Consider the following 21,619-nt stretch of genomic DNA (forward strand, 5'->3'; position numbering starts at 1 on the left):
ATCCAGCGGCGCTAGTGTGCCGCGGTCATGTTCGGCCGGCATGAATGGAAGATGTCCAGTTGCGGCTGGTACAGGCTGGTCTTGATCTCGAACAGCCCGAGCACCGAGTGGAACAGGTTGTCGTGGCTCAGGTCCGGCTCGCCGCTCTTGCCTTGCAGGCAGTCGCGCTGGATGCCCAGGTCACTCAGGGCCTGCTGGCCGAACCACATCAGCATCGGCACATGGGTCTGCGCCTGCGGCGCCAGGGCGTAGGGCGCGGCGTGCAGGTACAGGCCGTTTTCGCCGAGGGACTCGCCATGATCGGAGACGTACAGCATCGAGGTGTCGAAGCGTTGCTGGTTGTGCTTGAGCAGCTTGATGACCCGGGCCAGGAAGTGGTCGGTGTAGAGGATGGTGTTGTCGTAGACGTTCACCAGTTCCTCGCTGCTGCAACTGCCCAGCTGGTTGGTGTGGCAGATCGGGGTGAAGCGCTCCAGGTTCTTCGGGTAGCGCTCGTAGTACTCCGGGCCGTGGCTGCCGTCGGCGTGCAGGACGATGATCGCGTTGTCGCCGAGGTGGTCGATGTACTGCTGCAGGTCCACCAGCAGGGCTTCGTCCAGGCAGTTCTTGCCGTCGCAGAAGGGGCTCGGCTGGGTCTTGGGAATGTCGCGGTTCGGCACCCGCAGGCAGGTGCCCTTGCAGTCGCTGTTGTTGTCCAGCCACAGCACCTGCACGCCGGCCCGTTGCAGCACATCCAGCAGGCCTTCGTAGGTCTTGCCCTTCTTGTCGCTGTAGTCCCCGCGGGGAAACATCGAGAACATGCACGGCACCGAGACCGCGGTCGAGGTGCCGCAGGAGTGCACCTGGGTGAAATTGAGGATGTCCAGCCTGGCCAGCTCCGGGTTGGTGTCGCGGGCATAGCCGTTGAGGGAGAAGTGATCGGCGCGGGCGGTTTCTCCGACCACCAGGATCATCAGCGACTTCTTCTCCCGGGCGCTGGCCTGGGCACTCATCGCCGCGTCCTGGCCGATCGGCTGGACCATCAGGTGTTGCTTGATCCCCAGGCTCTGCTTGGCGTATTTGCCGAGGGCGTAAATGTAGTTGGTCGGGTTGATGAAGTGGGTCAGCTTGTCTTCTTCGCGAAAGATCGGCGCGTAGGTGGAATAGAAGGCGCCGACCGAGACCGCGATCACCAGCACACAGCCGGCGATCACCAGCAGCTTGTTCAGCAGGCCGCGAAAGAACGGTCGGTAGCGCACCGGGGTGCGCCAGATCAGCATCACCGGCAGCAGGCCCAGCACCAGCAGGTAGCCCAGCAGCTTGAAATTGAACAGCGCGGCGGCTTCGTCCGGGTTGGTCTCGAACACGTTCTGCACCATCACCGTGTCGATGGTGATGCCGTATTGGTTCATGAAGTACGCGGCGGCGGCCGAGGTCAGGGCCACCAGGGTCAGCGCCGGTTTGAGGGTCCAGCGGAAGGACACCAGGGTCAGCAGCAGGGTGATGGCGGCCCACAGGAACAGCCCGAAGGAGGCAAAGAACGCCAGCTTGTGCAGGCCTTGCAGGCTGATCAGGTTGCCCAGCGCGTGCCAGGTGGCGAAGTTGTAGAGCAGCACCAGCGCCAGGGAAAACAGCAGCACCAGGCGGGTCGATGTGATTGACGCGAATCGCAGTCCTTTGCCCAAGACCATTTCAGTTCGTTCCTCTACCTGTGATGAAGGCGCCAGCAGTTGCACTGCCGACTATAGATAGGGATTGGTAAAAAAAATGTCGAAAGGGCGCTGCTTTTCGTATCGGTTCACGCCAACCAGCGCCCGCGGGATTCAGAAGGTCTTCCTGGCACTGGCGACCCAGGTCGCGCCACACAGGTCGCTGAATCCGTAATTGCCGGTGCACTGGCTTTTCGACAGGTCGGTATCGATATAGCTCAGGCCCAGTACCACGCCCGCCACTTCGCGGGTCAATCTGGCCTCCCATTCGTGGTAGGCATCCTCGCCCTGGCCCGAGGCCGAGATCAGTCGCGGGTCCTTGAAGTCCATCTCGCCGTATCGCAGCTTCAAGCCCAGGCCCAGGGGCAGCTCGGTTTCGTAGCCGAGGTAGCGGTACAGGGTGCTCTGCTGGCTGTCGATGCCCGGCGCATCGTTGGAGTAATAGGCCGCCAGGCTGAACCCGTAGGCGCTGAAAATCCCGTAGACCTCGCTCTGGTTGAATTGCCCTTCCCGGGGGTAGCTGTACTTGAGGTAGCCCAGGTCGAGGCTGACCGCGTCGCTGGCCTGCCACAGCCAGCCGGCGTAGTAGTCGACTTCCTGGCGGGTCTTCAGGCCGCCGCCGAAATCGACGTTGGAGGTCCAGGCACCGAGGTACAGGCCGCTGCTGTGCAGCAGGGTCGCCGCGGCCTGCGCGGCGGGATCGTTCTGGGTCTGGGAAATGCCGCGGGTGCGGTAGTCGCTGGCCAGGGTCAGCTCCAGCTCCACGGCAACGTCATCGTTCAAGGGCAGGGCCTGGCTGCCCGGGGGCAACAGGCTCAAGGCACCGATGGCGAACAGGCTGAGGGTCTTCATGTGGGCGTCCCGTATTGTTGTGATTGTTATGGGCAGGTTTCGGGCAAGGCTGCGCCGGCCCACACGCGCAAGGACGTGGGGCGGGGCAGTGGATTAGTTTTTTTAGATGGGTCGGTTTAGCGAGATCGGGTTAAAGAGGCCGGGCGTAGACTTCGCGGCCGGCGAACCAGGTCTGCAGCACCTGGGTTTCGTGCAGGGCCTTTTCGTCGACCTTGAACACGTCGCGGTCCAGCACGATGAAATCGGCCTGTTTGCCGGCGCTCAGCGAGCCGATCTGCCGCTCCAGGCCAATGGCGCGGGCGGCGTTGAGGGTGTAGGCGTAGAACATGGTTTCGCGGTCCAGGCGCTCGTCGGCGTTGAGCACCCCCAGCGGCCCCTTGCGGGTGATGGCCTGGGCGATGGCGTTCCACGGGTTGGGCGAGGACACCGGCCAGTCGCTGGCCCCGGCGAGGGTCGCGCCCTGCTTGAGCAGGGAATGCGCCGGGTACTGGTAACGGAAAGCCAGGGCGCTGACGTAGGGCTTGATCATGTCCAGGGTGTAGTCGTCCGCCGAGGCCCACAGCAGTTGCATCGAGGCGATGACCCCGAGCGGCTTGAAGCGGGCGAACTCTTTCGGGTTGACCATCTGCAGGTGGGTGATGGAGTGGGCGATGCCGCTCTGGCGGTCCTTGCGCGCCTGGGCGATGCCGTTGAGGGATTCGCGTACCGCGCGGTCGCCGATCGCGTGGATGTGCACCCGCCAGCCGCGCTGGTCGATGGCGCTGACCAGTTCGCCGAAATGCTCGGGATCGATCAGTAGTTCGCCCTGTTTGTGCGAGTTGCTGTAGGGATCGATCATCGCCGCGCTCTGGGCCGGGTACTCGATCACCCCGTCGGCGAAGATCTTGACGCCGGGCAGGGTCAGGTTGGGGATGCCCTGGAATTGCTGGCGCACCTGTTCCAGGACGTCGAGGTCGGCAGGAAGGCTTTTCGGGTTGGCCACCAGCAGCGCGGCGACATGCGCGCTCATGCCACCGCTCTCGGCCAGCGCCTTGTAGGCCGGCAGCACACCGACGGTCTGGGCGGTGGGCTTGAGGGCGAACACTGCCTCGCCGGGAGCCGCATTGGCCGCCGGGTCCATCCAGGCGGTGATGCCCAGGCTGTTGTTGTAGCGCACCGCCGATTGCGCCGCGTTGAGTAGGGCGGCGGCGCTGGGCACCGGCATTTTCGCCGCGACCCGGTCCCAGCCGGCGTCCACCAGGAAGCCGTTGGGGCGGCCGTCGGCGAGCTTGCCGATGGTGTCGCGCTCGGCCTGCGGCAGGTTCTTGAGCAGGGCGGCGTCGATGCCGGCGCGCTCGAGCATCGCATTGTTGGCCCAGGCGGTATGGTGATCGCTGCCGGTGAACACCACCGGCACCCTGGCCCATTCGCCGGCGTTGAAGCGCTGGCCCAGGGCTTCGGCCTGGGCCCAGTAGGCCGAGCTCATGCCGGCGATGCTGAGCACATCGCCATGCCTGGCCTTGCCGTCGTCGCGCCAGGCACGCAGCTTTTTCTCCAGCTCGTCGAGGCCGACCACCTCGTCCTGCAGGTTGGCCGAGGTCATTTCCAGGCCGCCGAAGATCGCGTGGGAATGGCTGTCGATCAGGCCGGGCATCAGGGTCTTGCCGCCCAGGTCGATGACCCGGGTGCCGGTTTCGATCAGGGCCTTGATCTGCGCGTCGCTGCCCACCTGCAGCACCTTGCCGTCGGCCACCGCCAGGGCCTGGGCCTTGGGTTGGGCGCGGTCGGCGGTGAACACCTGGCCGTTGAACAGCACCAGGTCGGTGGCGGCCATGGCTTCCATTGAGGCAAAACTCACTGCAATCGCCAGCAGATTCGGGATGAATCTTTTCATTGAGTATTTCCTTGTTATTGCGTCTGATGGCCAGCTTATTGGCTTGCCAGAGCCGACAGAACGCCTCACTGACGAAAAACGTTTTTGCCGGAATGGAAAAAGCATGGACAAGTTGAGTGCACTGAAAATGTTCGTGGTCACCGCGCAGCTGGGCAGTTTCAGCCGCGCCGCCGAGCAGTTGGGCAAGACCCCCTCGGCCCTGACCAAGGCGGTCAATCACCTGGAAGTCGAGCTGGGCGCGCGCTTGTTCGAGCGCAGCACCCGGCGGATCCTGCTGACGGAAGTGGGGCGGCTCTACCTGGACACTGCGCGCCAGGTCCTGCAGCGACTGGAGGAGGCCGGTGAGGAAATCGAGCAGTTGCAGCATGGCCTGCGCGGCAACCTGAAAATCACCGCGCCGCTGGCCTATGGGCAGGCCTTTCTCGACCAGGTGTGTGGCGGTTTCCTCGAGCAGTACCCGCAGATTGACCTGCAAGTGGATTTGTGCGACGAGTTCGTCAACCTGCTGGAAAGCGGCTACGACCTGGCCCTGCGCGAAGGCCATGACGACCTGCCGGGGTTGATCGCCCGGGTGGTCGGCAGCAATTGCCTGGCCTTGTGCGCCAGCCCGGCCTACCTGGCGCGCAAGGGCGTGGCGGTGACGCCGCAAACCCTCGACGACCACGAATGGCTGCTCTATCGCCATCCCTTGCTCAGCCGCGAGTTCTGGTGGGTCGAGCGGGACGGGCAGCGCCTGAGCTTGCTGCAACCTCGGGCGCCGCGGCTGCGCAGCGACAATTACGACCTGCTGCTGGCCAATGCCCTGGCCGGGCGCGGGCTGCTGCACACCCCGTTGTGGAGCGCCGCGCCTTACCTGGCCGACGGCCGCCTGGTGCGGGTGATGGCCGACTATTCCATCGACCCGGACTGCTTCGGGCCGCACATCCTCGCGGTCTACCCCAGCCACCGGCGGGCCACGGCCAAGGTGCTGGCGTTCATCGATTACATCAGCGCGTTCCTGGCGAGCCGTGGCCTGGGCTGACTGGCGGTTCTTGTCAGGAAACCCCGGGAGGAGTACAAATGTACTCCATGACCACTTTATCTCCCCGCCGCAGTGCCATCCTGACCTTTATCCGCGAGCGCATCGCCGAACATGGCCAGCCCCCGAGCCTCGCTGAAATCAGCGAGGCCTTCGGCTTCGCCTCGCGCAGCGTGGCGCGCAAGCATGTCGTGGCCCTGACCGAAGCCGGCTTCATCGAGGTCAACCCCAACCAGGCCCGGGGCATCCGCCTGCTCAACCAGCCGCCGCGCCCCGAGCTGCTCGACATCCCGGTGCTCGGCCGGGTCGCCGCCGGCCTGCCGATCGGCGCCGATGCCGAGGTGCACAGCCGCTTGCTGCTCGACCCGGCGCTGTTTTCCCGTACCCCCGATTACCTGCTGCGGGTCCAGGGCGACTCGATGATCGAGGACGGCATCCTCGACGGCGACCTGGTGGCGGTGCGCCGCGACAGTGAGGTGCGCAACGGTCAGATCGTGGTGGCGCGGCTGGACGGCGAGGTCACCATCAAGCGTTTCGAACGCCTGGCCGAGGGCGTGCGCCTGCTGCCGCGCAACCCGGCCTATGCGCCGATCCTGATCGGCGAGGACCGCGACCTGGCCATCGAAGGGGTGTTCTGTGGCCTGGTGAGGCAAGGCTGATGGGCGCCGTCGTGGCACTGGAGACGCTGTTCAATGCCGGCCGGGTGTGGAAGGGCCGCCCGACGGCGCCCGCGGCCAGCCCGCAACCCACCGGCCACGCCATGCTGGATGCGGCCTTGCCTGGCGGCGGCTGGCCGGAATCGGCGCTGACGGAAATCCTCATCGCCGCCCAGGGTGTCGGCGAGCTGCAATTGCTGTGGCCGACCCTGGCCCGGCTCTCGGCCGCTGGCGAGCGCATCGTGCTGGTGGCGCCGCCCCATGTGCCGTACCCCCAGGCCTGGCAGAGCGCCGGGGTCGACCTGCGCCAGCTGGCGGTGATCCAGGCCGGCGAACGGGATGCCCTGTGGGCCGCCGAGCAGTGTTTGCGTTCGGGCAGTTGCGGGGCCGTGCTGTGCTGGCCGCAACTGGCCGACGACCGCGCCTTGCGGCGTTTGCAGGTGGCGGCCGAAACCGGCCAGACCCTGGCCTTTGTCTACCGCTCCCTCAAGGAAGCCATCAACCCTTCGCCGGCGGCCCTGCGCCTTGCCGTGGAGGCGCGACCGGCACAGTTGCGGGTGCTCAAGTGCCGCGGCGGCCTGGCCCACTCGGCGCCGATCGCCTTCGCCCCGGGGTCCTGAGGTTGCCATGCGCTGGGTCTGTATTCTGTTCCCGCAATTGGCGCTGGACGCGGCGCTGCGCCAGCACCCCGAACCGGAGGCCGCGCTGGCGCTGATCAGCGGGACGCCGCAGCGCCGGGTGATCCAGGCGGTGAATGCCGCGGGCCGCGAGCTGGGGTTGCGCCCCGGGCAGTCTTTGACCGCCGCCCAGGCCCTGAGCAAGGACTTCGCCAGCGCCGAATACGACGCCGAGGAAATCGCCCGTTGGCAGCAGTTTCTCGCGGCCTGGGCTTACCGCTTCAGTTCCCAGGTCAGCGTGCATTACCCGCGCACCCTGGTGTTCGAGATCGAGTCGAGCCTGGGCCTGTTCGGCCCCTGGCCGCAGTTGGAGGCGCGTCTGCGCCAGGAGCTGGGCGAGCTGGGTTTTCGCCACCGCATCGTCAGCGCGCCGAATCCGGCGGCGGCCCGGGTGCTGGCCAATGCCTGCGACGGGCTGGCGGTGACCGACCTGGAGCAATTGCGCCAGGCCCTGGGGCGCATGCCCGTGGAGCGTCTCGGCCTGCCGCCGGGCGCGGCCACCGCCCTGTCGCGCATGGGCCTGCGCACCTTCGCCCAGGTGCGTGGGCTGCCGCGGGACACCCTGGCCCGGCGTTTCGACGCGGGCCTGCTCAAGCACCTGGACACTCTTTTGGGCGAGCGCTCCCTGGCGCTGGCGTTCTATCAGCCGCCGGACCGTTTCGACCTGCGCATCGAATTGAATTTCGACGTGCTGTCCCATCAGGCCCTGCTGTTTCCCCTGCGCCGCTTGACCAGCGATCTGGCGGCGTTTCTCTGTGGCCGTGACAGCGGGGTGCAGCGCTTCGAGCTGCACCTGGAACATGTCGAGCGGCCCGACACCCTGGTCAAGGTCGGCCTGCTCAGCGCCGAGCGCGAGCCGGGGATGCTGTTCGAACTGGCGCGCGGGCGCCTGGAGCAGGTCCAGGTGCCCGCGCCGGTGCGTGGCGTGCGGCTGGTGGCCGAGGATTTGCCGCGCTTCGTGCCGCAGCACCGCGAACTGTTCGACGAACGTCCGCAGCAATCCCTGCCCTGGGAGCAACTGCGCGAGCGCCTGCGCGCCCGCCTGGGAGACGAGGCGGTGCATGGCTTGCGCTTCCACTCGGACCACCGCCCCGAATGCAGCTGGCAACCGATCGGCGACAGCCAGGCTTGCCCGCTGTTGCCCGGGCCCCGGCGCCCGGGCTGGCTGCTGCGCGAGCCGCTGGTGCTGGCGGAGGGGGCGGCGCGCATCCTCATGGGGCCGGAACGCATCGAGTCCGGCTGGTGGGACGGCGGCGACGTGCGCCGCGACTATTACCTGATCGAAACCCGCGGCGGCCAGCAGGGCTGGGCGTATCGCCCAGTGGGCGAGGCGGGGCCCTTGCTGTTGCAGGGCTGGTTCGCATGAAGGGCTACGCCGAACTGCACTGCCTGTCGAACTTCAGTTTCCAGCGCGGTGCCTCCAGTGCCCGCGAGCTGTTCGAGCGGGCGGCGGCCCAGGGCTACCAGGCCCTGGCGATTACCGACGAATGCAGCCTGGCCGGCATCGTCCGGGCCTGGCAGGCCTCCAGGGACAGCAACCTGGCGCTGATCGTCGGCAGCGAAATGCGCCTCGACGACGGCCCGAGGCTGGTGTTGCTGGTGGAGAACCTGGAGGGTTACCAGGGCCTGTGCCGGCTGATCACCCGTGGCCGGCGCCGGGCGCAGAAGGGCCAGTACCAGCTGCTGCGCGAAGACTTCGAACAACCCTTGCCGGGGCTGCTGGCCCTGTGGCTGGCGGACGGTCAACCAGAGGGTGAGCAGCAAGAAGCGGGGCGCTGGTTGCAGCAGGTGTTCGCCGACCGGCTATGGCTGGCCGTGGAGCTGCACTGTGGTCAGGACGATCAGCGGCGCCTGGACGAGTCGCTGGCGCTGGCCCGAGGGCTGGGCATTGCCGCCGTGGCCTGCGGCGATGTGCATATGCATGTGCGTGGGCGGCGGGCCTTGCAGGACACCATGACCGCGATCCGCCATCACGTGCGGGTGGCCGAGGCCGGCCAGCGCCTGCACCCCAATGGCGAACGGCATTTGCGCAGTATCGAGGCGTTGCAGGGGCTGTATCCGCCGGCCTTGCTGGAAGAGTCGCTGAAGATCGCCGAGCGCTGCGATTTCGACCTCGGGCAGTTGCACTACCAGTACCCCCGGGAGCTGGTGCCCCAAGGGCAGACGCCCGCCAGCTGGCTGCGCGAGCTGACCGAACGCGGCATCGTCAAGCGCTGGCCCGGGGGCGCCAAGCCCAAGGTGCTCAAGCAGATCGACGATGAGCTGGAGCTGATCACCGAGCTGGGGTACGAGAGCTATTTCCTCACGGTGCACGACATCGTCAACTTTGCCCGCGGCCAGTCGATCCTCTGCCAGGGGCGGGGCTCGGCGGCCAACTCGGTGGTGTGTTTCGCCCTGGGCATCACCGAGATCGACCCGGACCGCTCGACCCTGCTGTTCGAGCGTTTTCTTTCCCGCGAGCGCAACGAGCCGCCGGATATCGACGTGGACTTCGAGCACGATCGCCGCGAGGAAGTCCTGCAGTACGTGTTCCAGCGTTACGGCCGCCACCGCGCCGCGCTGACCGCGGTGGTCAGCACCTACCACGGCGCCGGCGCGGTGCGCGATGTGGCCAAGGCCCTGGGCCTGCCGCCGGACCAGGTCAACGCCCTGGCCGATTGCTGCGGCCACTGGAGCGACACGCCGCCGGCCGTCGAGCGCCTGCGGGAGGCCGGCTTCGACCCGGATAGCCCGGTGCTGCGCCGGGTCCTGAGCCTGACCGGGCAACTGATTGGCTTTCCCCGGCACCTGTCCCAGCACCCCGGCGGCTTCGTGATTTCCGAGCAGCCACTGGACACCCTGGTGCCGGTGGAGAACGCGGCCATGGCCGAGCGCACCATCATCCAGTGGGACAAGGACGACCTGGACGCGGTCGGGCTGCTCAAGGTGGACGTGCTGGCGCTGGGCATGCTCAGCGCGATTCGCCGCTGTTTCGATCTGATCCATGGCTATCGGGACCAGCGGCTAAGCCTGGCCAGCATCCCCGCCGAGGACCCGGCCACCTACGAAATGATCGGCCGCGCCGACACCATCGGTGTGTTCCAGATCGAGTCGCGGGCGCAGATGTCGATGCTGCCCCGGCTCAAGCCGAAGGATTTCTACGACCTGGTGATCGAGGTGGCCATCGTCCGGCCGGGGCCGATCCAGGGCGGCATGGTCCATCCGTACCTGCGCCGGCGTGACAAAAAGGAGAAGGTGACCTATCCCTCGGCGGAGCTCAAAGAGGTGTTGGAGCGAACCCTGGGCGTGCCGCTGTTCCAGGAGCAGGTGATGCAGATCGCCATTGTCGCCGCCGACTACACCCCCGGCGAGGCCGACCAGTTGCGCCGTTCCATGGCCGCCTGGAAACGCCACGGCGGCCTGGAACCCCATCGCCTGCGCCTGCGCGACGGCATGCGCGCCAATGGCTACAGCGACGAGTTCGCCGCGCAGATCTTCGAGCAGATCAAGGGCTTTGGCAGCTACGGTTTCCCCGAGTCCCACGCCGCCAGTTTCGCCTTGCTGACCTATGCCAGCTGCTGGCTCAAATGCCACGAGCCGGCGGCCTTCGCCTGCGCCCTGATCAACAGCTGGCCCATGGGTTTCTACAGCCCCGACCAGATTCTCCAGGACGCGCGCCGGCATCAGTTGGCTATTCGTCCGGTGGACGTGCGCGCCAGCACCTGGGATTGCAGCCTGGAGCCGCTGGCCGGCGCGCAGCCGGCGTTGCGCCTGGGGCTGCGGATGATCAAGGGCTTTCGCGAAGACGACGCGCGGCGGATCGAGGCGGCGCGTGGGCATGGCCCGTTTGTCGACATTGCCGACCTCGGGCAACGGGCGCGCCTGGACAGCCGCGCCCAGGAGCTGCTGGCCGATGCCGGCGCCCTGCGCGGGCTGGTCGGGCACCGGCATCGGGCGCGCTGGGAAGTGGCGGGGGTGCAGCAACAGCTCGGGCTGTTCGCCGGCCTGCCGCGCCAGGAGGAAGTGCCGGTGGTCTTGCCGCGGCCGACGGTCGGCGAAGACCTGCAGGCCGATTACCTGAGCGTCGGCACCACCCTGGGGCCGCATCCGCTGGCCTTGCTGCGGGGCGAGCTCAAGGCCCGGCGCTGCCGCAGTTCCCGCGAGCTGCTGGAGGTCGAGCACGGGCGCCCGGTGAGCATCGCCGGGCTGGTCACCGGGCGCCAGCGGCCGGGCACCGCCAGCGGCGTGACCTTCGTCACCCTGGAAGACGAGTTCGGCAACGTCAACGTGGTGGTCTGGCGTGACCTGGCCGAGCGCCAGCGCAAGGTCCTGGTGGGCGCGCAGTTGCTCAAGGTCGACGGCACCCTGGAAACCGAAGGCGAGGTCCGCCACCTGATCGCCGGGCGCCTGAGCGACCTCAGCGACCTGCTGAGCGGTATCAGCGTGCGCAGCCGGGACTTTCGCTGACGGAGCGAGCGCTTGCCCAAAGGTGCAGGCGCAGGGCGGAGCGCCCGGCAGTCAATCGACTGACGCCAGAGTTTTTTATTTCTTTTCGCAATGATGGCACTTTGGCATAATCGCCGCCGCCGACGCCTCCTGCGTCACGTTTCAGCGTGCCCTGACTGCTATTTCCGAACCCGCAGAAGCCGTGTTTCGCAAGGCTGTGGCAGGGCGCAGGCACTTTTTTATGAATACTCAAAAGGAACGCAGAGTGAGACTGATCTCGAAGTTGGTGATGTCGGGCGTAGCGTTGGCTGTACTGGCGGGCATGAGCGGTTGTGCCACTGAAAGCTCCCGGGCGTTGCCGGTGGAGAAGGTCCAGAGCGCCAATCAGGTGTGGACCGGGGCTCGGGTACCGATGGCGGTGGGCAAGTTCGATAACCGCTCCAGCTACATGCGCGGGATTTTCTCAGACGGCGTCGACCGCCTCGGTGGCCAGGCCAAGACCATCCTGATTACCCACCTGCAGCAGACCCACCGCTTCAATGTGCTGGATCGCGACAACATGGGCGAGATCCAGCAGGAAGCGGCGATCAAGGGCCAGGCGCAGAAGCTCAAGGGCGCGGACTTCGTGGTGACCGGCGATGTCACCGAGTTCGGCCGCAAGGAAACCGGCGACCACCAGCTGTTCGGCATTCTCGGCCGCGGCAAGACCCAGGTGGCCTATGCCAAGGTGGCATTGAACATCGTCAACATCAGCACTTCCGAAGTGGTGTATTCGACCCAGGGTGCCGGTGAGTACGCCCTGTCCAACCGCGAGGTGATCGGCTTCGGCGGCACCGCCTCCTACGACTCGACCCTCAACGGCAAGGTCCTCGACCTGGCCATGCGCGAGGCCGTCAACCGCATGGTCGAGGCGATTGACGCCGGCGCCTGGAAACCCAGCCGCTGATCAACACTGCTGACAGGGAGAAGAGCATGTTCAACACCCAGATGGCCCGGCCGCTGATGGCCGCCACGTTGCTGGGCAGCGTATTGCTGGCCGGTTGCAGTGGGCCGAAGACGCTTTACCAGTGGGAAACCTACCAGACCCAGACCTACGAGTACTTCAAGGGCGAGGAGGCCAAGGAGGCCCAGGTCGAAGCGCTGGAGCGCGACCTGCAGAAGATCAAGTCCACCGGCAAGGCGGTGCCGCCGGGTTACCACGCGCACCTGGGCATGCTCTATGCGGGCCTGGGCAAGGACGACCAGATGGTGCAGCAGTTCAACACCGAGAAGGCGCTGTTCCCCGAATCCACGCCGTACATGGACTTTCTGCTGAAGAACGCCAAGAAGGGAGCCGGCCAATGAACCTCTACACCTTGCGCAACCTGTTGGGCCTGTTGGCCGTCAGCCTGCTGGTGGGCTGCGCCACGCCCAAGACCGTGGACTACTCGGCCTACAAGCAGGCCCGGCCGAAGTCGATCCTGGTGCTGCCGCCGCTCAACGAGTCGCCGGACGTCAAGGCCACCTACAGCATGCTGTCCCAGGTGACCTTTCCCCTGGCCGAAGCCGGTTATTACGTGATGCCGATCGCGGTGGTGGATGAAACCTTCCGCCACAACGGCCTGACCAACCCGGCGGACATCCATGGCTTGTCGCCGGCCAAGCTCAACGAGATCTTTGGCGCCGATGCCGGGCTGTATATCACCGTCAAGGAATACGGAACCAGCTACATGCTGATCAGCAGCGCCACCGTGGTCACCGCCAGTGCCACCCTGGTCGACCTGAAGACCGGCACCACGCTGTGGACCGGCACTGCCCGGGCCTCCAGCGAAGAGGGCAACAATAACAGCGGCGGTGGCCTGGTGGGCATGCTGATCACCGCCGCGGTGAAGCAGATCATCAACACCTCCACCGACGCCGGTCACCCGATCGCCGGCATCACCAGCCAGCGCTTGCTGTCGGCCGGGCAACACGCGGGCCTGTTGTACGGTCCGCGCTCGCCGAAATACGGCACCGACTGAGGTCTTCAGGGCGGGCAATCCGCCCTGTGCCAGGCGGCGCCTGCGAGCGTCCGCCTGGACCTTGCGCCTAGGCTGTTTGTTCAATAGTGCCCGGCGCACGCTGGGGGCGCTCGCGGGCAGGGCGTCCGACCAGCGGCAGCGGTGATTCGGCCTCATGGCTGAAAATCTTGAAACCATCCGTGTGCAGGGTGCTCAAAGGCTCTGGAGGCTGCTGCGTCGCGACCTCCTGAAAATTCATGCTTGCCATGCTTTTCGTAGAGTTCGCTCATGCCGTTCTTATCCGATCCTCATGGTTGCCAGGGCTGGAGAGGCGAGATGGCCGGGCGTATCCAGGCGTTCGACTGGTCCGTCACCGAGCTGGGCGCGCTGGAGCAGTGGTCGTCGAGCCTGTGCAGCGCCGTGCAACTGTTGCTGGCCTCGCCGGTGCCGCTGGTCATGCTCTGGGGGCGCTCGGGCTACATGATCTACAACGATGCCTACGCCGAATTCGCCGGCGGCCGGCATCCGTACCTGCTCGGCCGCCAGGTGGAACTGGGCTGGCCGGAAGTGGCGGATTTCAACCGCCATGTGTTGGACACCTGCCTGGCGGGCGGGACCCTGTCGTACCGCAACAAAGAGCTGGTCCTGCTGCGCAACGGCCAGCCGGAACATGTCTGGATGGACCTCTACTACAGCCCGGTGGCCGGTGACGACCAGGCCCCGGCCGGGGTCATGGCGATCGTGGTCGAGACCACCGCCCACGTGCTGTCCGAGCAGCGCCGCCAGGAAGTCGAGAACGCCTACCGCGCGGAAAATGAACGGGTGCAGCTGGCGCTCAATGCCGGGGCGCTGCTGGGCTCCTTTGTGTGGGACATCAAGGCCGATCGGCTATCGGGCGACGAGCGTTTTGCCCGGACCTTTTCCTACCCGCTGGAGCAGCCGCTGGACGACCTGTCGATGGCGGTCGCCGACAGTCGGGTGCACCCTGAGGATCTGCCGCGGATCAAGGAACAGGCCGCCTACAGCGTGAAAAAGGGCGTGCCCTACAACACCGAATACCGCATCCGCCGGGAGGACGGCAGTTACCTGTGGGTCATGGGCTGTGGCCGTTGCGAGTTCGACGACGCAGGGCAGGCCTTGCGCTTTCCCGGCGTGCTGATCGATATCCACGAACGCAAGATGGCCGAAGAGTCGCTGCTGCAACTGACGCGCAACCTCGAGCAGCGGGTGGCCGAGGAGGTCAACGCGCGGGTCTCGGCCGAGGAGCAGTTGCGCCAGGTGCAGAAGCTCGAAGCCATTGGCGGCATGACCGGTGGCGTGGCCCACGACTTCAACAACCTGCTGCAAGTGATCGCCGGCAACCTGCACCTGCTGGCGCGCCATGAGCCGGACAATGCCAATGTGCAGCGCCGGGTCGGCGCGGCCATTACCGCGGTCGAGCGCGGCGCCAAGCTGTCCGCGCAATTGCTCGCGTTCGCCCGGCGCCAGCCGCTGTCGCCCGAGGTCTACAACCCCCGCCGGATCCCCGACAGCCTGAGTGAGCTGCTGCAACGGGCCCTCGGCGAAACCATCGACATCGATGTGCAACTGCCGGCGAAGCCCTGGTGCATCAAGGTCGATCGCAGCCAGCTGGAAAATGCCTTGCTCAACCTGGCGATCAACGCCCGCGACGCCATGAAGGGCGAGGGCACCATCGGCATCCGCGGCGAAAATATGGTGCTCGACCGCGGTTTCTGCGCCGGCAAGGGCATCAGTCCCGGTGACTACTTGTGCCTGTCGGTGGCCGATACCGGCGATGGCATGCCCCCCGAGGTGCTCAAGCAGGCATTCGAGCCGTTCTTCACCACCAAGCGCGACGGCCAGGGCACCGGGTTGGGACTGAGCATGGTGTTCGGTTTCGTCAAGCAGAGCGGCGGCCATATCGAGATGCTCAGCACGCCGGGGCAGGGCACCACGGTGCGCATGTATTTCGTGCGCAGCACCGAACCGGAACCGGGAGAGGCGCCCCGGCGCGGGCGGCGGCCTGGCCACGGCCAGGAAACCATCCTGGTGGTGGAGGACAACGAGGACGTCCGCGCGGCGGCGGTCGAGCTGCTGGAGAGCGCCGGCTACAAGGTGCTGGTGGCGGCCAATGGCGATGCGGCCATGCAACTGCTGCTGAGCGGCGCCCGGGTCGAGCTGATCTTCACCGATGTGGTGATGCCCGGCCTGATCAAAAGCACCGACCTGGCGCTCTGGGCCAAGACCCAGTCGCCGTCGGTGGCGGTGCTGTTCACCTCGGGGCATACCCGCGACATCATTTCCTGCAATCACCAGCTCAGCCCGGACACCCACCTGCTGAGCAAGCCCTACAGCCCGGATGCCCTGACCGCCATGGTCAGGTCGGTGTTGGAGGCATGAGGCCATAAGCGGGAAAAAGTCCGCCGAACGTTCGACATCCGCGGTTGCTCAAAACCCCGGGCCCATGCACCCTGCACCTCGGTCGGGTGGCTGCCGGTCGCCGGTGCTGGCGCCGTGGGGCTTTCTGACTTGACCTCTGTTCCGACACCTCCGATACAAGGCTGTCCCATGACTTCAGCGCGCAATACGCCTTCGCCACAGGTTTTGTCTTCCTTGCCCGCGAACAGCTCGGGTTTTGTCAGGGTGCGCGGCGCCCGCGAACACAACCTGCGCAACGTCGACGTGGATATTCCCCGCGATGCGCTGGTGGTGTTCACCGGGGTCTCCGGCTCCGGCAAATCGTCCCTGGCGTTCTCGACCCTGTATGCCGAGGCCCAGCGCCGCTACTTCGAATCGGTGGCGCCTTACGCCCGGCGCCTGATCGATCAGGTCGGGGTGCCGGATGTCGACGCCATCGAAGGCCTGCCGCCGGCGGTGGCCCTGCAACAGCAGCGCGGCACGCCGAGCACCCGCTCTTCGGTGGGCAGCGTCACCACCTTGTCCAGCCTGATCCGCATGCTCTATTCCCGGGCCGGCAGCTACCCGCCGGGACAGCCGATGCTCTACGCCGAAGACTTCTCGCCCAACACCCCGCAAGGGGCCTGCCCCAACTGTCACGGCCTGGGCCGGGTCTACGAGGTCAGCGAGGCGTCCATGGTCCCGGACCCTTCGCTGACCATCCGCCAGCGCGCGGTGGCGTCCTGGCCGCTGGCCTGGCAGGGGCAGAACCAGCGCGACATCCTCGTGACCCTGGGCTACGACGTCGATATTCCCTGGCGCGACCTGCCGCAAGAACAGCGCGACTGGATCCTGTTTACCGAAGAAACCCCGACCGTGCCGGTGTACGCCGGGCTGACCCCGGAGCAGACCCGCGAGGCCCTCAAGCGCAAGCAGGAGCCGAGCTACATGGGCACCTTCAGCGGGGCCCGGCGCTATGTGCTGCACACCTTCACCCATTCGCAAAGCGCGCTGATGAAAAAGCGCGTGTCGCAGTTCATGCTCGGCAGCCCGTGCCCGCTGTGCGAGGGCAAGCGCCTGAAGCGCGAGGCGCTGTCGGTGACCTTCGCCGGCCTCGACATCGGCGAGCTGTCGCAGATGCCCCTGCTGCAACTGGCCGAGGTGCTCAAGCCGGTGGCCGCCCAGGCTTACCTGGAACAGGCCGAGAAGGCCGGCGAGGTCTGGAGCCACGAACAGACCCAGGCCGCGCGCCAACAACGGATCGCCCAGGGTGCGCCGGGGCATGTCGGAGGGCCGGATGTGCGGCACACGCCGAACCTGTCCCTGGAAAAACGCCTGGCCGCGCAACGCATCGCCCAGGATCTGCTGGAGCGGGTCAGCACCCTGACTGGCCTGGGCCTGGGTTACCTGGCCCTGGAACGCAGCACGCCGACCCTGTCGTCCGGCGAGTTGCAGCGTCTGCGCCTGGCGACTCAATTGGGTTCGCAGCTGTTCGGGGTGATCTATGTGCTCGACGAGCCTTCGGCCGGCCTGCACCCGGCGGACGCCGAGGCGTTGTTCGAGGCCCTGCAGCAGCTCAAGGCTTCGGGCAATTCGCTGTTCGTGGTCGAGCACGACCTGCAGACCATGCGCCGCGCCGACTGGCTGATCGACGTCGGCCCGGCGGCGGGCGAGCAGGGCGGCCAGGTGCTGTACAGCGGTCCGCCGGCGGGGTTGGCCCAGGTCGCGCAGTCGCAGACCCGCGCCTACCTGTTCGCCGAACAGGCGCCGGCCCGCCGTACTGCGCGCCAGGCCCAGGGCTGGCTGCGCCTGGAGGGCATCAGCCGCAACAACCTGAAGGACCTGAGCGCGCAATTCCCCCTCGGCTGTTTTACCGCGGTGACCGGGGTGTCGGGCTCCGGCAAGTCGAGCCTGGTCAGCCAGGCCTTGCTGGAACTGGTGGGCGCGCACCTCGGGCGGCCGCAGAGCAACGAAGAACCGGAGGAGCTGAACCTGGAAGACGACGCCCCGCAGGCCAGCAGCGGCGAAGTCACCGCCGGGCTGGAGCGGATCAAGCGCCTGGTGCAGGTGGACCAGAAACCCATTGGCCGTACCCCGCGCTCGAACCTGGCGACCTACACCGGGCTGTTCGACCATGTGCGCAAGCTGTTCGCCGCCACCCCCGAGGCGCGCGCGCTGGGCTACGACGCCGGGCAGTTCTCCTTCAACGTCGCCAAGGGTCGTTGCCCGGCCTGCGAAGGCGAAGGTTTTGTCAGCGTCGAGCTGCTGTTCATGCCCAGCGTCTATGCGCCGTGCCCGACCTGTCACGGCGCGCGTTACAACCCGCAGACCCTGGCTATCCAGTGGCAGGGCCTGGACATCGCCCAGGTCCTGCAACTGACGGTGCAGGAGGCGGTCGAGGTGTTCGCCGGACAGGCGAGCATCCACCGTTCCCTGGAAGTCTTGCGCGATATCGGCCTGGGTTACCTACGCCTCGGCCAGCCGGCCACCGAACTGTCCGGCGGCGAAGCGCAGCGGATCAAGCTGGCCACCGAGCTGCAGCGCAACCCCCGCGGCGCCACCCTGTATGTGTTGGACGAGCCGACCACCGGCCTGCATCCGCGGGATGTCGATCGCCTGCTGGAACAACTGGACAACCTGGTGCGGGCCGGCCACAGCGTGGTGGTGGTCGAGCATGAAATGCGCGTGGTGGCCCAGGCCGACTGGGTGATCGATATCGGCCCGGGCGCTGGCGACCAGGGCGGCAAAGTGGTGGTCAGCGGGACGCCGCAGCAGGTGGCCAGGCACCGCAAGAGCCGCACCGCGCCGTTTCTGGCCCAGGCGCTGGGGTGAATCGCGGCACCCTCCGCGGGGCTTCGCTCGTGGCGGGTTGTGAGGCGGGCGGTGGGGCGCGGGAAATGTCGCTGAAGGCGACGAACGGTTAGCGCTGTGGTCTGATTGACGGTCGACAGACAGCGGTGGTGGAGGTCATTCTGGTAACTGGCGAGCGCCTGTAAGTGCGCTTGCTACCGATCAACAAACGGAGGTGTTTCATGCCGGTGCCCCACGACCTGTATCAGGACCTGAGCTACAGCAAAGAAGACATTCAACAGCGCCGGGCCAGTGACCCGCATTTGAATGCCTTGTTCGACAAATACTCCAGCATTGATGATCAGGTGCTCAAAGCGGAGGCCGCGGCGGCCGCTGACGAGGAGCTGAAACGACTCAAGGAAAAGCGGCTGCTGATCAAGGACGAAATCTCCGAGAAGCTGACCGCCCGCTTCTGACCCCGACCCTGTCCTGAGCGAGATGTCCCGAGGCTTCGGGCGTCTCGCCAGGTTCTACGCAATCCAGAGCATTGGCTGCTCTTTCCGCTATTTGCCCGTTTACTCCCCTGTATCGACCCGCACCCTTGGCGAGACGCGCCCGAGTCGGGCGCGCCTGTTTCAGCGTCTGCCTGCCTCAAGGGCACTCGCAGGTGCTCGGGCCGAATACCGGGCCTGCACAGGGATCTTCGGACGGTCCGAACACCGGGCACGCGGCCAGCGCCGACAGGGATGAAGTGAGCAGCAGGGAAGCCAGGAGGATTTTGATTTTCATGGGGGGATCCACTCTCAATGTGATGGGAATCAATCGGATTCGATTGTTTGTCTTTCCTTGGTGGGCGCCTGTGACGGCGCCGCGCGGGACAGCTTAGATCAGAATCTGGCGAGCATGCCGGTGCCCATGCCGTTATCGCATCAAGGCGCCTTTGACAGCGCGACGCTCAGCGGCAGGCGCGCCATGTGCGTGGCCTTGAGCGAGCCGAAGTACAGCGCGTCGCCGTATTCGCGCACCGTGGTGATGGGGGCGTAGTTGCCGGCGCTGGCGTCCTGCAGGTTGGCGATGACCTGGCCCTGGGTATCCAGGCCGAGGACGAAGCCGCGTTTTTCCACCGGCTTGGGCAACAGGGTCATGGCCCGCACGATCATCTTGCGCATCAGCGGGTAGGGCGCGGTGCCGTCCAGCAGGACATTGCGCGGGGCGTAGAGCGCCACCCAGAAACGCCCCTGGCCGTTGAAGCTGAGGTTGTCCGGCAACCCCGGCAGGTTGTCGATGAACAGGTCGTGGGTGCCGGCCTTGGCCCCGCTGAGCCAGTAGCGGCTGATCCGGTAGGCGCCGGTTTCGTTGACCAGCACATAGGCTTCCTGGGGCCCGAGGGCCACGCCGTTGGCGAACTCCAGGCCGTCCAGCAACTGTTCGGTCTGGCCGGTCTGGAAGTCATAGCGCAGCAGGCGACCGTCGCCGCGGTGCTCGATCACCGCCTCGCCATCCTGGCCGTAGCCCCAGCGGCTGGTGGCATCGCTGAAGTAGGCATAACGCCCGGCGGCGTCCACTGCCACATCGTCGGTAAAACCGAAGGGCAGGCCGTTGGCGGAGGTGGTGAGGGTGCTCAGTTGGCCCTTGGCGTCCAGCGCCAGCAGGCCCTTGACCGCGTCGGCGATGATCAGCCGGCCATCCGGATGCCGGGCCAGGCCCAGGGGGCGTCCGCCGGTATGGGCCAGTACCTGCAGGGTGCTGCCGTCCAGGGCGGTGCGGATCACCCGCCCGTCATGCAGGCCGCTGATCAGCGAGCCATCCTCTAGCAGCAGGGCTTCCGGCCCGTCGATATTCAGCGCGCCCACCGTCTGCACGCCCTTGAGTTTCTGGTTTTCGGCGTACAGGCCGCTCTTCAGCGAAGGCGCCACCGGCGGGGTCCAGGCCAATGGCTGGACCTTGGTCGGCATCAGCAGCAGAAAGGCGCCGATGGCGATGACCACGACCAACAGCAGATGGCGAAACTTGATCCGACGGGGTGCGACGGGCTTCATCGAGGGCGGCTCCTGGTGATGGGTTCAGGTCGCGCTCTGCGGCGCGACGTCGGCGCCCCGGGGAATTGCCCGTTGCGCCATCTCGCACAAGGCTAGCAGGGAGTCGGCGGACTCCCGTTCTATCCGCCTTCTGAATAGCAGGCGATTGCCCAGGCGCATCAGCAGGCCGTCGAAGCGGTATTCCAGGGTGCGGATAAAGCGCGTGCGGTGGGCGTCCAGCGCCTGGCATTCGTAGGTGACCACCAACTCCAGGCCATGATCGCCCTTGGCCGCGGCGCTCCAGCGATGCCCGGGCAGGTACTCGTCGACCCGCCAGCTCAGGTGCCCGCTGCGCCCGCCGGCGTGGATGTCTTCCTCGAAGCGCGCGCCGGCGGGCAGGGCCCCGGCCGGACCCTGGACCTTCAGCGACGAGGGGTGCCACTCCGGCCAGCGGCTGGAGGCGCAGGCGTAGTCGAGCAGGGCCACCGGGTTGCGCGGAATATCGATCTGATGCTGCATGCGGGTCATGGACGAGGACCTTGTCGATAGAGAGGAGGTGGCGGGTTCCGGCTCCCAGTACAGGGTGCCGAACAGGTAATCCATCAGCGGCAGGACGATGTTGAAATTGCGCTCCTGCATCAGCTCGCGGCGGTGATGCAGCTCATGCAGGCGGCGCATCTGGCGGATCCACGGCAGCCGTGCCAGCGGGTGCTCGGCCGGCAGGTGTTCGCAGGCATGGAACACCTCGTAGGCCAGGTAGCCGATCAGCGTGCAGCTGGCGAACAGCGCTGCGACATTGGCATTCCAGAACTTCAGCAGCCACCACAGCGGCAGGGCGAACAGCAGGCTGTGGACCACGATCAGCCAGGCCGGAAACAGGATCACCCGCCAGTCCCGGGGGCCGTCGTAGGTCATGTGTCCGGGCACGAAGAAACTGTGGTGATCGCCGCTGTGGCGGGCGTAGAACATCCGCGCGAAGGCCTGCTTGTGGTGGCCCAGCCAACGGTGCACGACGTAGATGCACAGGTTGAAGAACAGCAGCGCCACCGGCACCGCCAGCCACTCCAGGGGCTGTACCTGGTGCAGGGTGCTCCACAGCAGGGCGATGCCCGCCATGCCATAGGCCAGCACGAAACCGCCGTGCAGCCACGGGTTGTAGCGCGGGTGAACCGCGGCGCGGTAACGCTCGCGAAATGCCAGGGTGGTTTGCCTCAAGGCCGTTCTCCTGTGGGTTTTATTGTTCTTG

Annotated in this window: 17 protein-coding genes; 11 read left to right on the forward strand and 6 right to left on the reverse strand. The window is 66.5% G+C overall.

Annotated features, from left to right (window positions below; translation table 11 throughout):
• Positions 1–11 precede the first annotated feature (11 nt).
• The 3 genes from AC07VU_RS11575 to AC07VU_RS11585 form a co-directional block, all read right to left on the reverse strand.
• Positions 12–1,670: a phosphoethanolamine transferase gene (locus AC07VU_RS11575; RefSeq protein WP_495029877.1), complete on the reverse strand. Its 1,659-nt coding sequence runs from the start codon at positions 1,668–1,670 to the stop codon at positions 12–14.
• A gap of 132 nt (positions 1,671–1,802) precedes the next feature.
• Positions 1,803–2,540 carry a TorF family putative porin gene (locus AC07VU_RS11580; RefSeq protein ID WP_457276715.1) on the reverse strand — a complete coding sequence of 246 codons (738 nt, stop codon included), beginning with the start codon at positions 2,538–2,540 and terminating at the stop codon, positions 1,803–1,805.
• 130 nt (positions 2,541–2,670) lie between these two features.
• Positions 2,671–4,413, reverse strand: coding sequence for an amidohydrolase (locus AC07VU_RS11585; RefSeq protein ID WP_277589168.1), 1,743 nt, complete (start codon positions 4,411–4,413; stop codon positions 2,671–2,673).
• A gap of 103 nt (positions 4,414–4,516) precedes the next feature.
• On the opposite strand from AC07VU_RS11585, the gene AC07VU_RS11590 reads away from it, so the two are divergent.
• From AC07VU_RS11590 to AC07VU_RS11640, 11 genes are all read left to right on the forward strand, one after another.
• Positions 4,517–5,434: a LysR family transcriptional regulator gene (locus tag AC07VU_RS11590; protein ID WP_277589167.1), complete on the forward strand. Its 918-nt coding sequence runs from the start codon at positions 4,517–4,519 to the stop codon at positions 5,432–5,434.
• A 38-nt stretch (positions 5,435–5,472) separates the two neighbouring features.
• Positions 5,473–6,090, forward strand: coding sequence for a transcriptional repressor LexA (gene lexA / locus AC07VU_RS11595; RefSeq protein ID WP_053261774.1), 618 nt, complete (start codon positions 5,473–5,475; stop codon positions 6,088–6,090).
• Entirely contained in the window at positions 6,090–6,707 is a 618-nt protein-coding gene (imuA, locus tag AC07VU_RS11600) for a translesion DNA synthesis-associated protein ImuA (protein WP_277589166.1), read from the forward strand. The genes lexA and imuA overlap by 1 nt, the downstream gene beginning before the upstream one ends.
• A gap of 7 nt (positions 6,708–6,714) precedes the next feature.
• Entirely contained in the window at positions 6,715–8,130 is a 1,416-nt protein-coding gene (locus AC07VU_RS11605) for a Y-family DNA polymerase (RefSeq protein ID WP_495029878.1), read from the forward strand.
• On the forward strand, positions 8,127–11,210 hold the full coding sequence (locus AC07VU_RS11610) for an error-prone DNA polymerase (RefSeq protein ID WP_495029879.1): 3,084 nt from the start codon (positions 8,127–8,129) through the stop codon (positions 11,208–11,210). Before AC07VU_RS11605 ends, AC07VU_RS11610 begins: the two co-directional genes overlap by 4 nt.
• A gap of 268 nt (positions 11,211–11,478) precedes the next feature.
• On the forward strand, positions 11,479–12,135 hold the full coding sequence (locus AC07VU_RS11615) for a CsgG/HfaB family protein (protein ID WP_223816008.1): 657 nt from the start codon (positions 11,479–11,481) through the stop codon (positions 12,133–12,135).
• Between the two features lie 26 nt (positions 12,136–12,161).
• A complete protein-coding gene (locus AC07VU_RS11620; protein ID WP_087091552.1) occupies positions 12,162–12,533 on the forward strand; it encodes a DUF4810 domain-containing protein in 372 nt (123 codons plus the stop codon).
• A complete protein-coding gene (locus AC07VU_RS11625; protein ID WP_087091551.1) occupies positions 12,530–13,189 on the forward strand; it encodes a DUF799 domain-containing protein in 660 nt (219 codons plus the stop codon). The genes AC07VU_RS11620 and AC07VU_RS11625 overlap by 4 nt, the downstream gene beginning before the upstream one ends.
• 267 nt (positions 13,190–13,456) lie before the next feature.
• Positions 13,457–15,568, forward strand: a complete 2,112-nt coding sequence (locus AC07VU_RS11630) for a hybrid sensor histidine kinase/response regulator (protein WP_495029880.1) — start codon at positions 13,457–13,459, stop codon at positions 15,566–15,568.
• 168 nt (positions 15,569–15,736) lie between these two features.
• A complete protein-coding gene (locus tag AC07VU_RS11635; RefSeq protein WP_495029881.1) occupies positions 15,737–18,397 on the forward strand; it encodes an excinuclease ABC subunit UvrA in 2,661 nt (886 codons plus the stop codon).
• A 200-nt stretch (positions 18,398–18,597) separates the two neighbouring features.
• Positions 18,598–18,831 (forward strand): DUF465 domain-containing protein, encoded by a 234-nt coding sequence (locus AC07VU_RS11640; RefSeq protein WP_007932361.1) that lies wholly within the window; start codon positions 18,598–18,600, stop codon positions 18,829–18,831.
• A 175-nt stretch (positions 18,832–19,006) separates the two neighbouring features.
• Here AC07VU_RS11640 and AC07VU_RS11645 read toward each other — a convergent pair whose 3' ends face one another.
• The 3 genes from AC07VU_RS11645 to AC07VU_RS11655 all read right to left on the reverse strand — a co-directional run bounded on the left by AC07VU_RS11645 (position 19,007) and on the right by AC07VU_RS11655 (position 21,588).
• Positions 19,007–19,144 carry a PA0050 family protein gene (locus AC07VU_RS11645; RefSeq protein ID WP_007932359.1) on the reverse strand — a complete coding sequence of 46 codons (138 nt, stop codon included), beginning with the start codon at positions 19,142–19,144 and terminating at the stop codon, positions 19,007–19,009.
• Between the two features lie 140 nt (positions 19,145–19,284).
• Positions 19,285–20,394, reverse strand: coding sequence for an SMP-30/gluconolactonase/LRE family protein (locus AC07VU_RS11650; RefSeq protein ID WP_495029882.1), 1,110 nt, complete (start codon positions 20,392–20,394; stop codon positions 19,285–19,287).
• A 24-nt stretch (positions 20,395–20,418) separates the two neighbouring features.
• Complete coding sequence (locus tag AC07VU_RS11655; protein WP_150052133.1) at positions 20,419–21,588, reverse strand: SRPBCC family protein; 1,170 nt, start codon at positions 21,586–21,588, stop codon at positions 20,419–20,421.
• Positions 21,589–21,619: the final 31 nt, after the last annotated feature.

The sequence above is a fragment of the Pseudomonas sp. GW821-FHT02B10 genome, from assembly GCF_059421865.1.

Excerpts from the sequence above, each read along its gene's own strand:
- AC07VU_RS11615 (WP_223816008.1), top strand. The coding sequence starts at position 11,479 with ATGTCGGGCGTAGCGTTGGCTGTACTGGCGGGCATGAGCGGTTGTGCC.
- AC07VU_RS11590 (WP_277589167.1), top strand. The coding sequence starts at position 4,517 with ATGGACAAGTTGAGTGCACTGAAAATGTTCGTGGTCACCGCGCAGCTG.
- AC07VU_RS11575 (WP_495029877.1), bottom strand. The coding sequence starts at position 1,670 with ATGGTCTTGGGCAAAGGACTGCGATTCGCGTCAATCACATCGACCCGC.
- AC07VU_RS11635 (WP_495029881.1), top strand. The coding sequence starts at position 15,737 with ATGACTTCAGCGCGCAATACGCCTTCGCCACAGGTTTTGTCTTCCTTG.
- AC07VU_RS11610 (WP_495029879.1), top strand. The coding sequence starts at position 8,127 with ATGAAGGGCTACGCCGAACTGCACTGCCTGTCGAACTTCAGTTTCCAG.
- AC07VU_RS11645 (WP_007932359.1), bottom strand. The coding sequence starts at position 19,144 with ATGAAAATCAAAATCCTCCTGGCTTCCCTGCTGCTCACTTCATCCCTG.
- lexA (WP_053261774.1), top strand. The coding sequence starts at position 5,473 with ATGTACTCCATGACCACTTTATCTCCCCGCCGCAGTGCCATCCTGACC.
- AC07VU_RS11585 (WP_277589168.1), bottom strand. The coding sequence starts at position 4,413 with ATGAAAAGATTCATCCCGAATCTGCTGGCGATTGCAGTGAGTTTTGCC.
- AC07VU_RS11620 (WP_087091552.1), top strand. The coding sequence starts at position 12,162 with ATGTTCAACACCCAGATGGCCCGGCCGCTGATGGCCGCCACGTTGCTG.
- AC07VU_RS11640 (WP_007932361.1), top strand. The coding sequence starts at position 18,598 with ATGCCGGTGCCCCACGACCTGTATCAGGACCTGAGCTACAGCAAAGAA.
- imuA (WP_277589166.1), top strand. The coding sequence starts at position 6,090 with ATGGGCGCCGTCGTGGCACTGGAGACGCTGTTCAATGCCGGCCGGGTG.
- AC07VU_RS11580 (WP_457276715.1), bottom strand. The coding sequence starts at position 2,540 with ATGAAGACCCTCAGCCTGTTCGCCATCGGTGCCTTGAGCCTGTTGCCC.
- AC07VU_RS11605 (WP_495029878.1), top strand. The coding sequence starts at position 6,715 with ATGCGCTGGGTCTGTATTCTGTTCCCGCAATTGGCGCTGGACGCGGCG.
- AC07VU_RS11630 (WP_495029880.1), top strand. The coding sequence starts at position 13,457 with ATGCCGTTCTTATCCGATCCTCATGGTTGCCAGGGCTGGAGAGGCGAG.
- AC07VU_RS11650 (WP_495029882.1), bottom strand. The coding sequence starts at position 20,394 with ATGAAGCCCGTCGCACCCCGTCGGATCAAGTTTCGCCATCTGCTGTTG.
- AC07VU_RS11625 (WP_087091551.1), top strand. The coding sequence starts at position 12,530 with ATGAACCTCTACACCTTGCGCAACCTGTTGGGCCTGTTGGCCGTCAGC.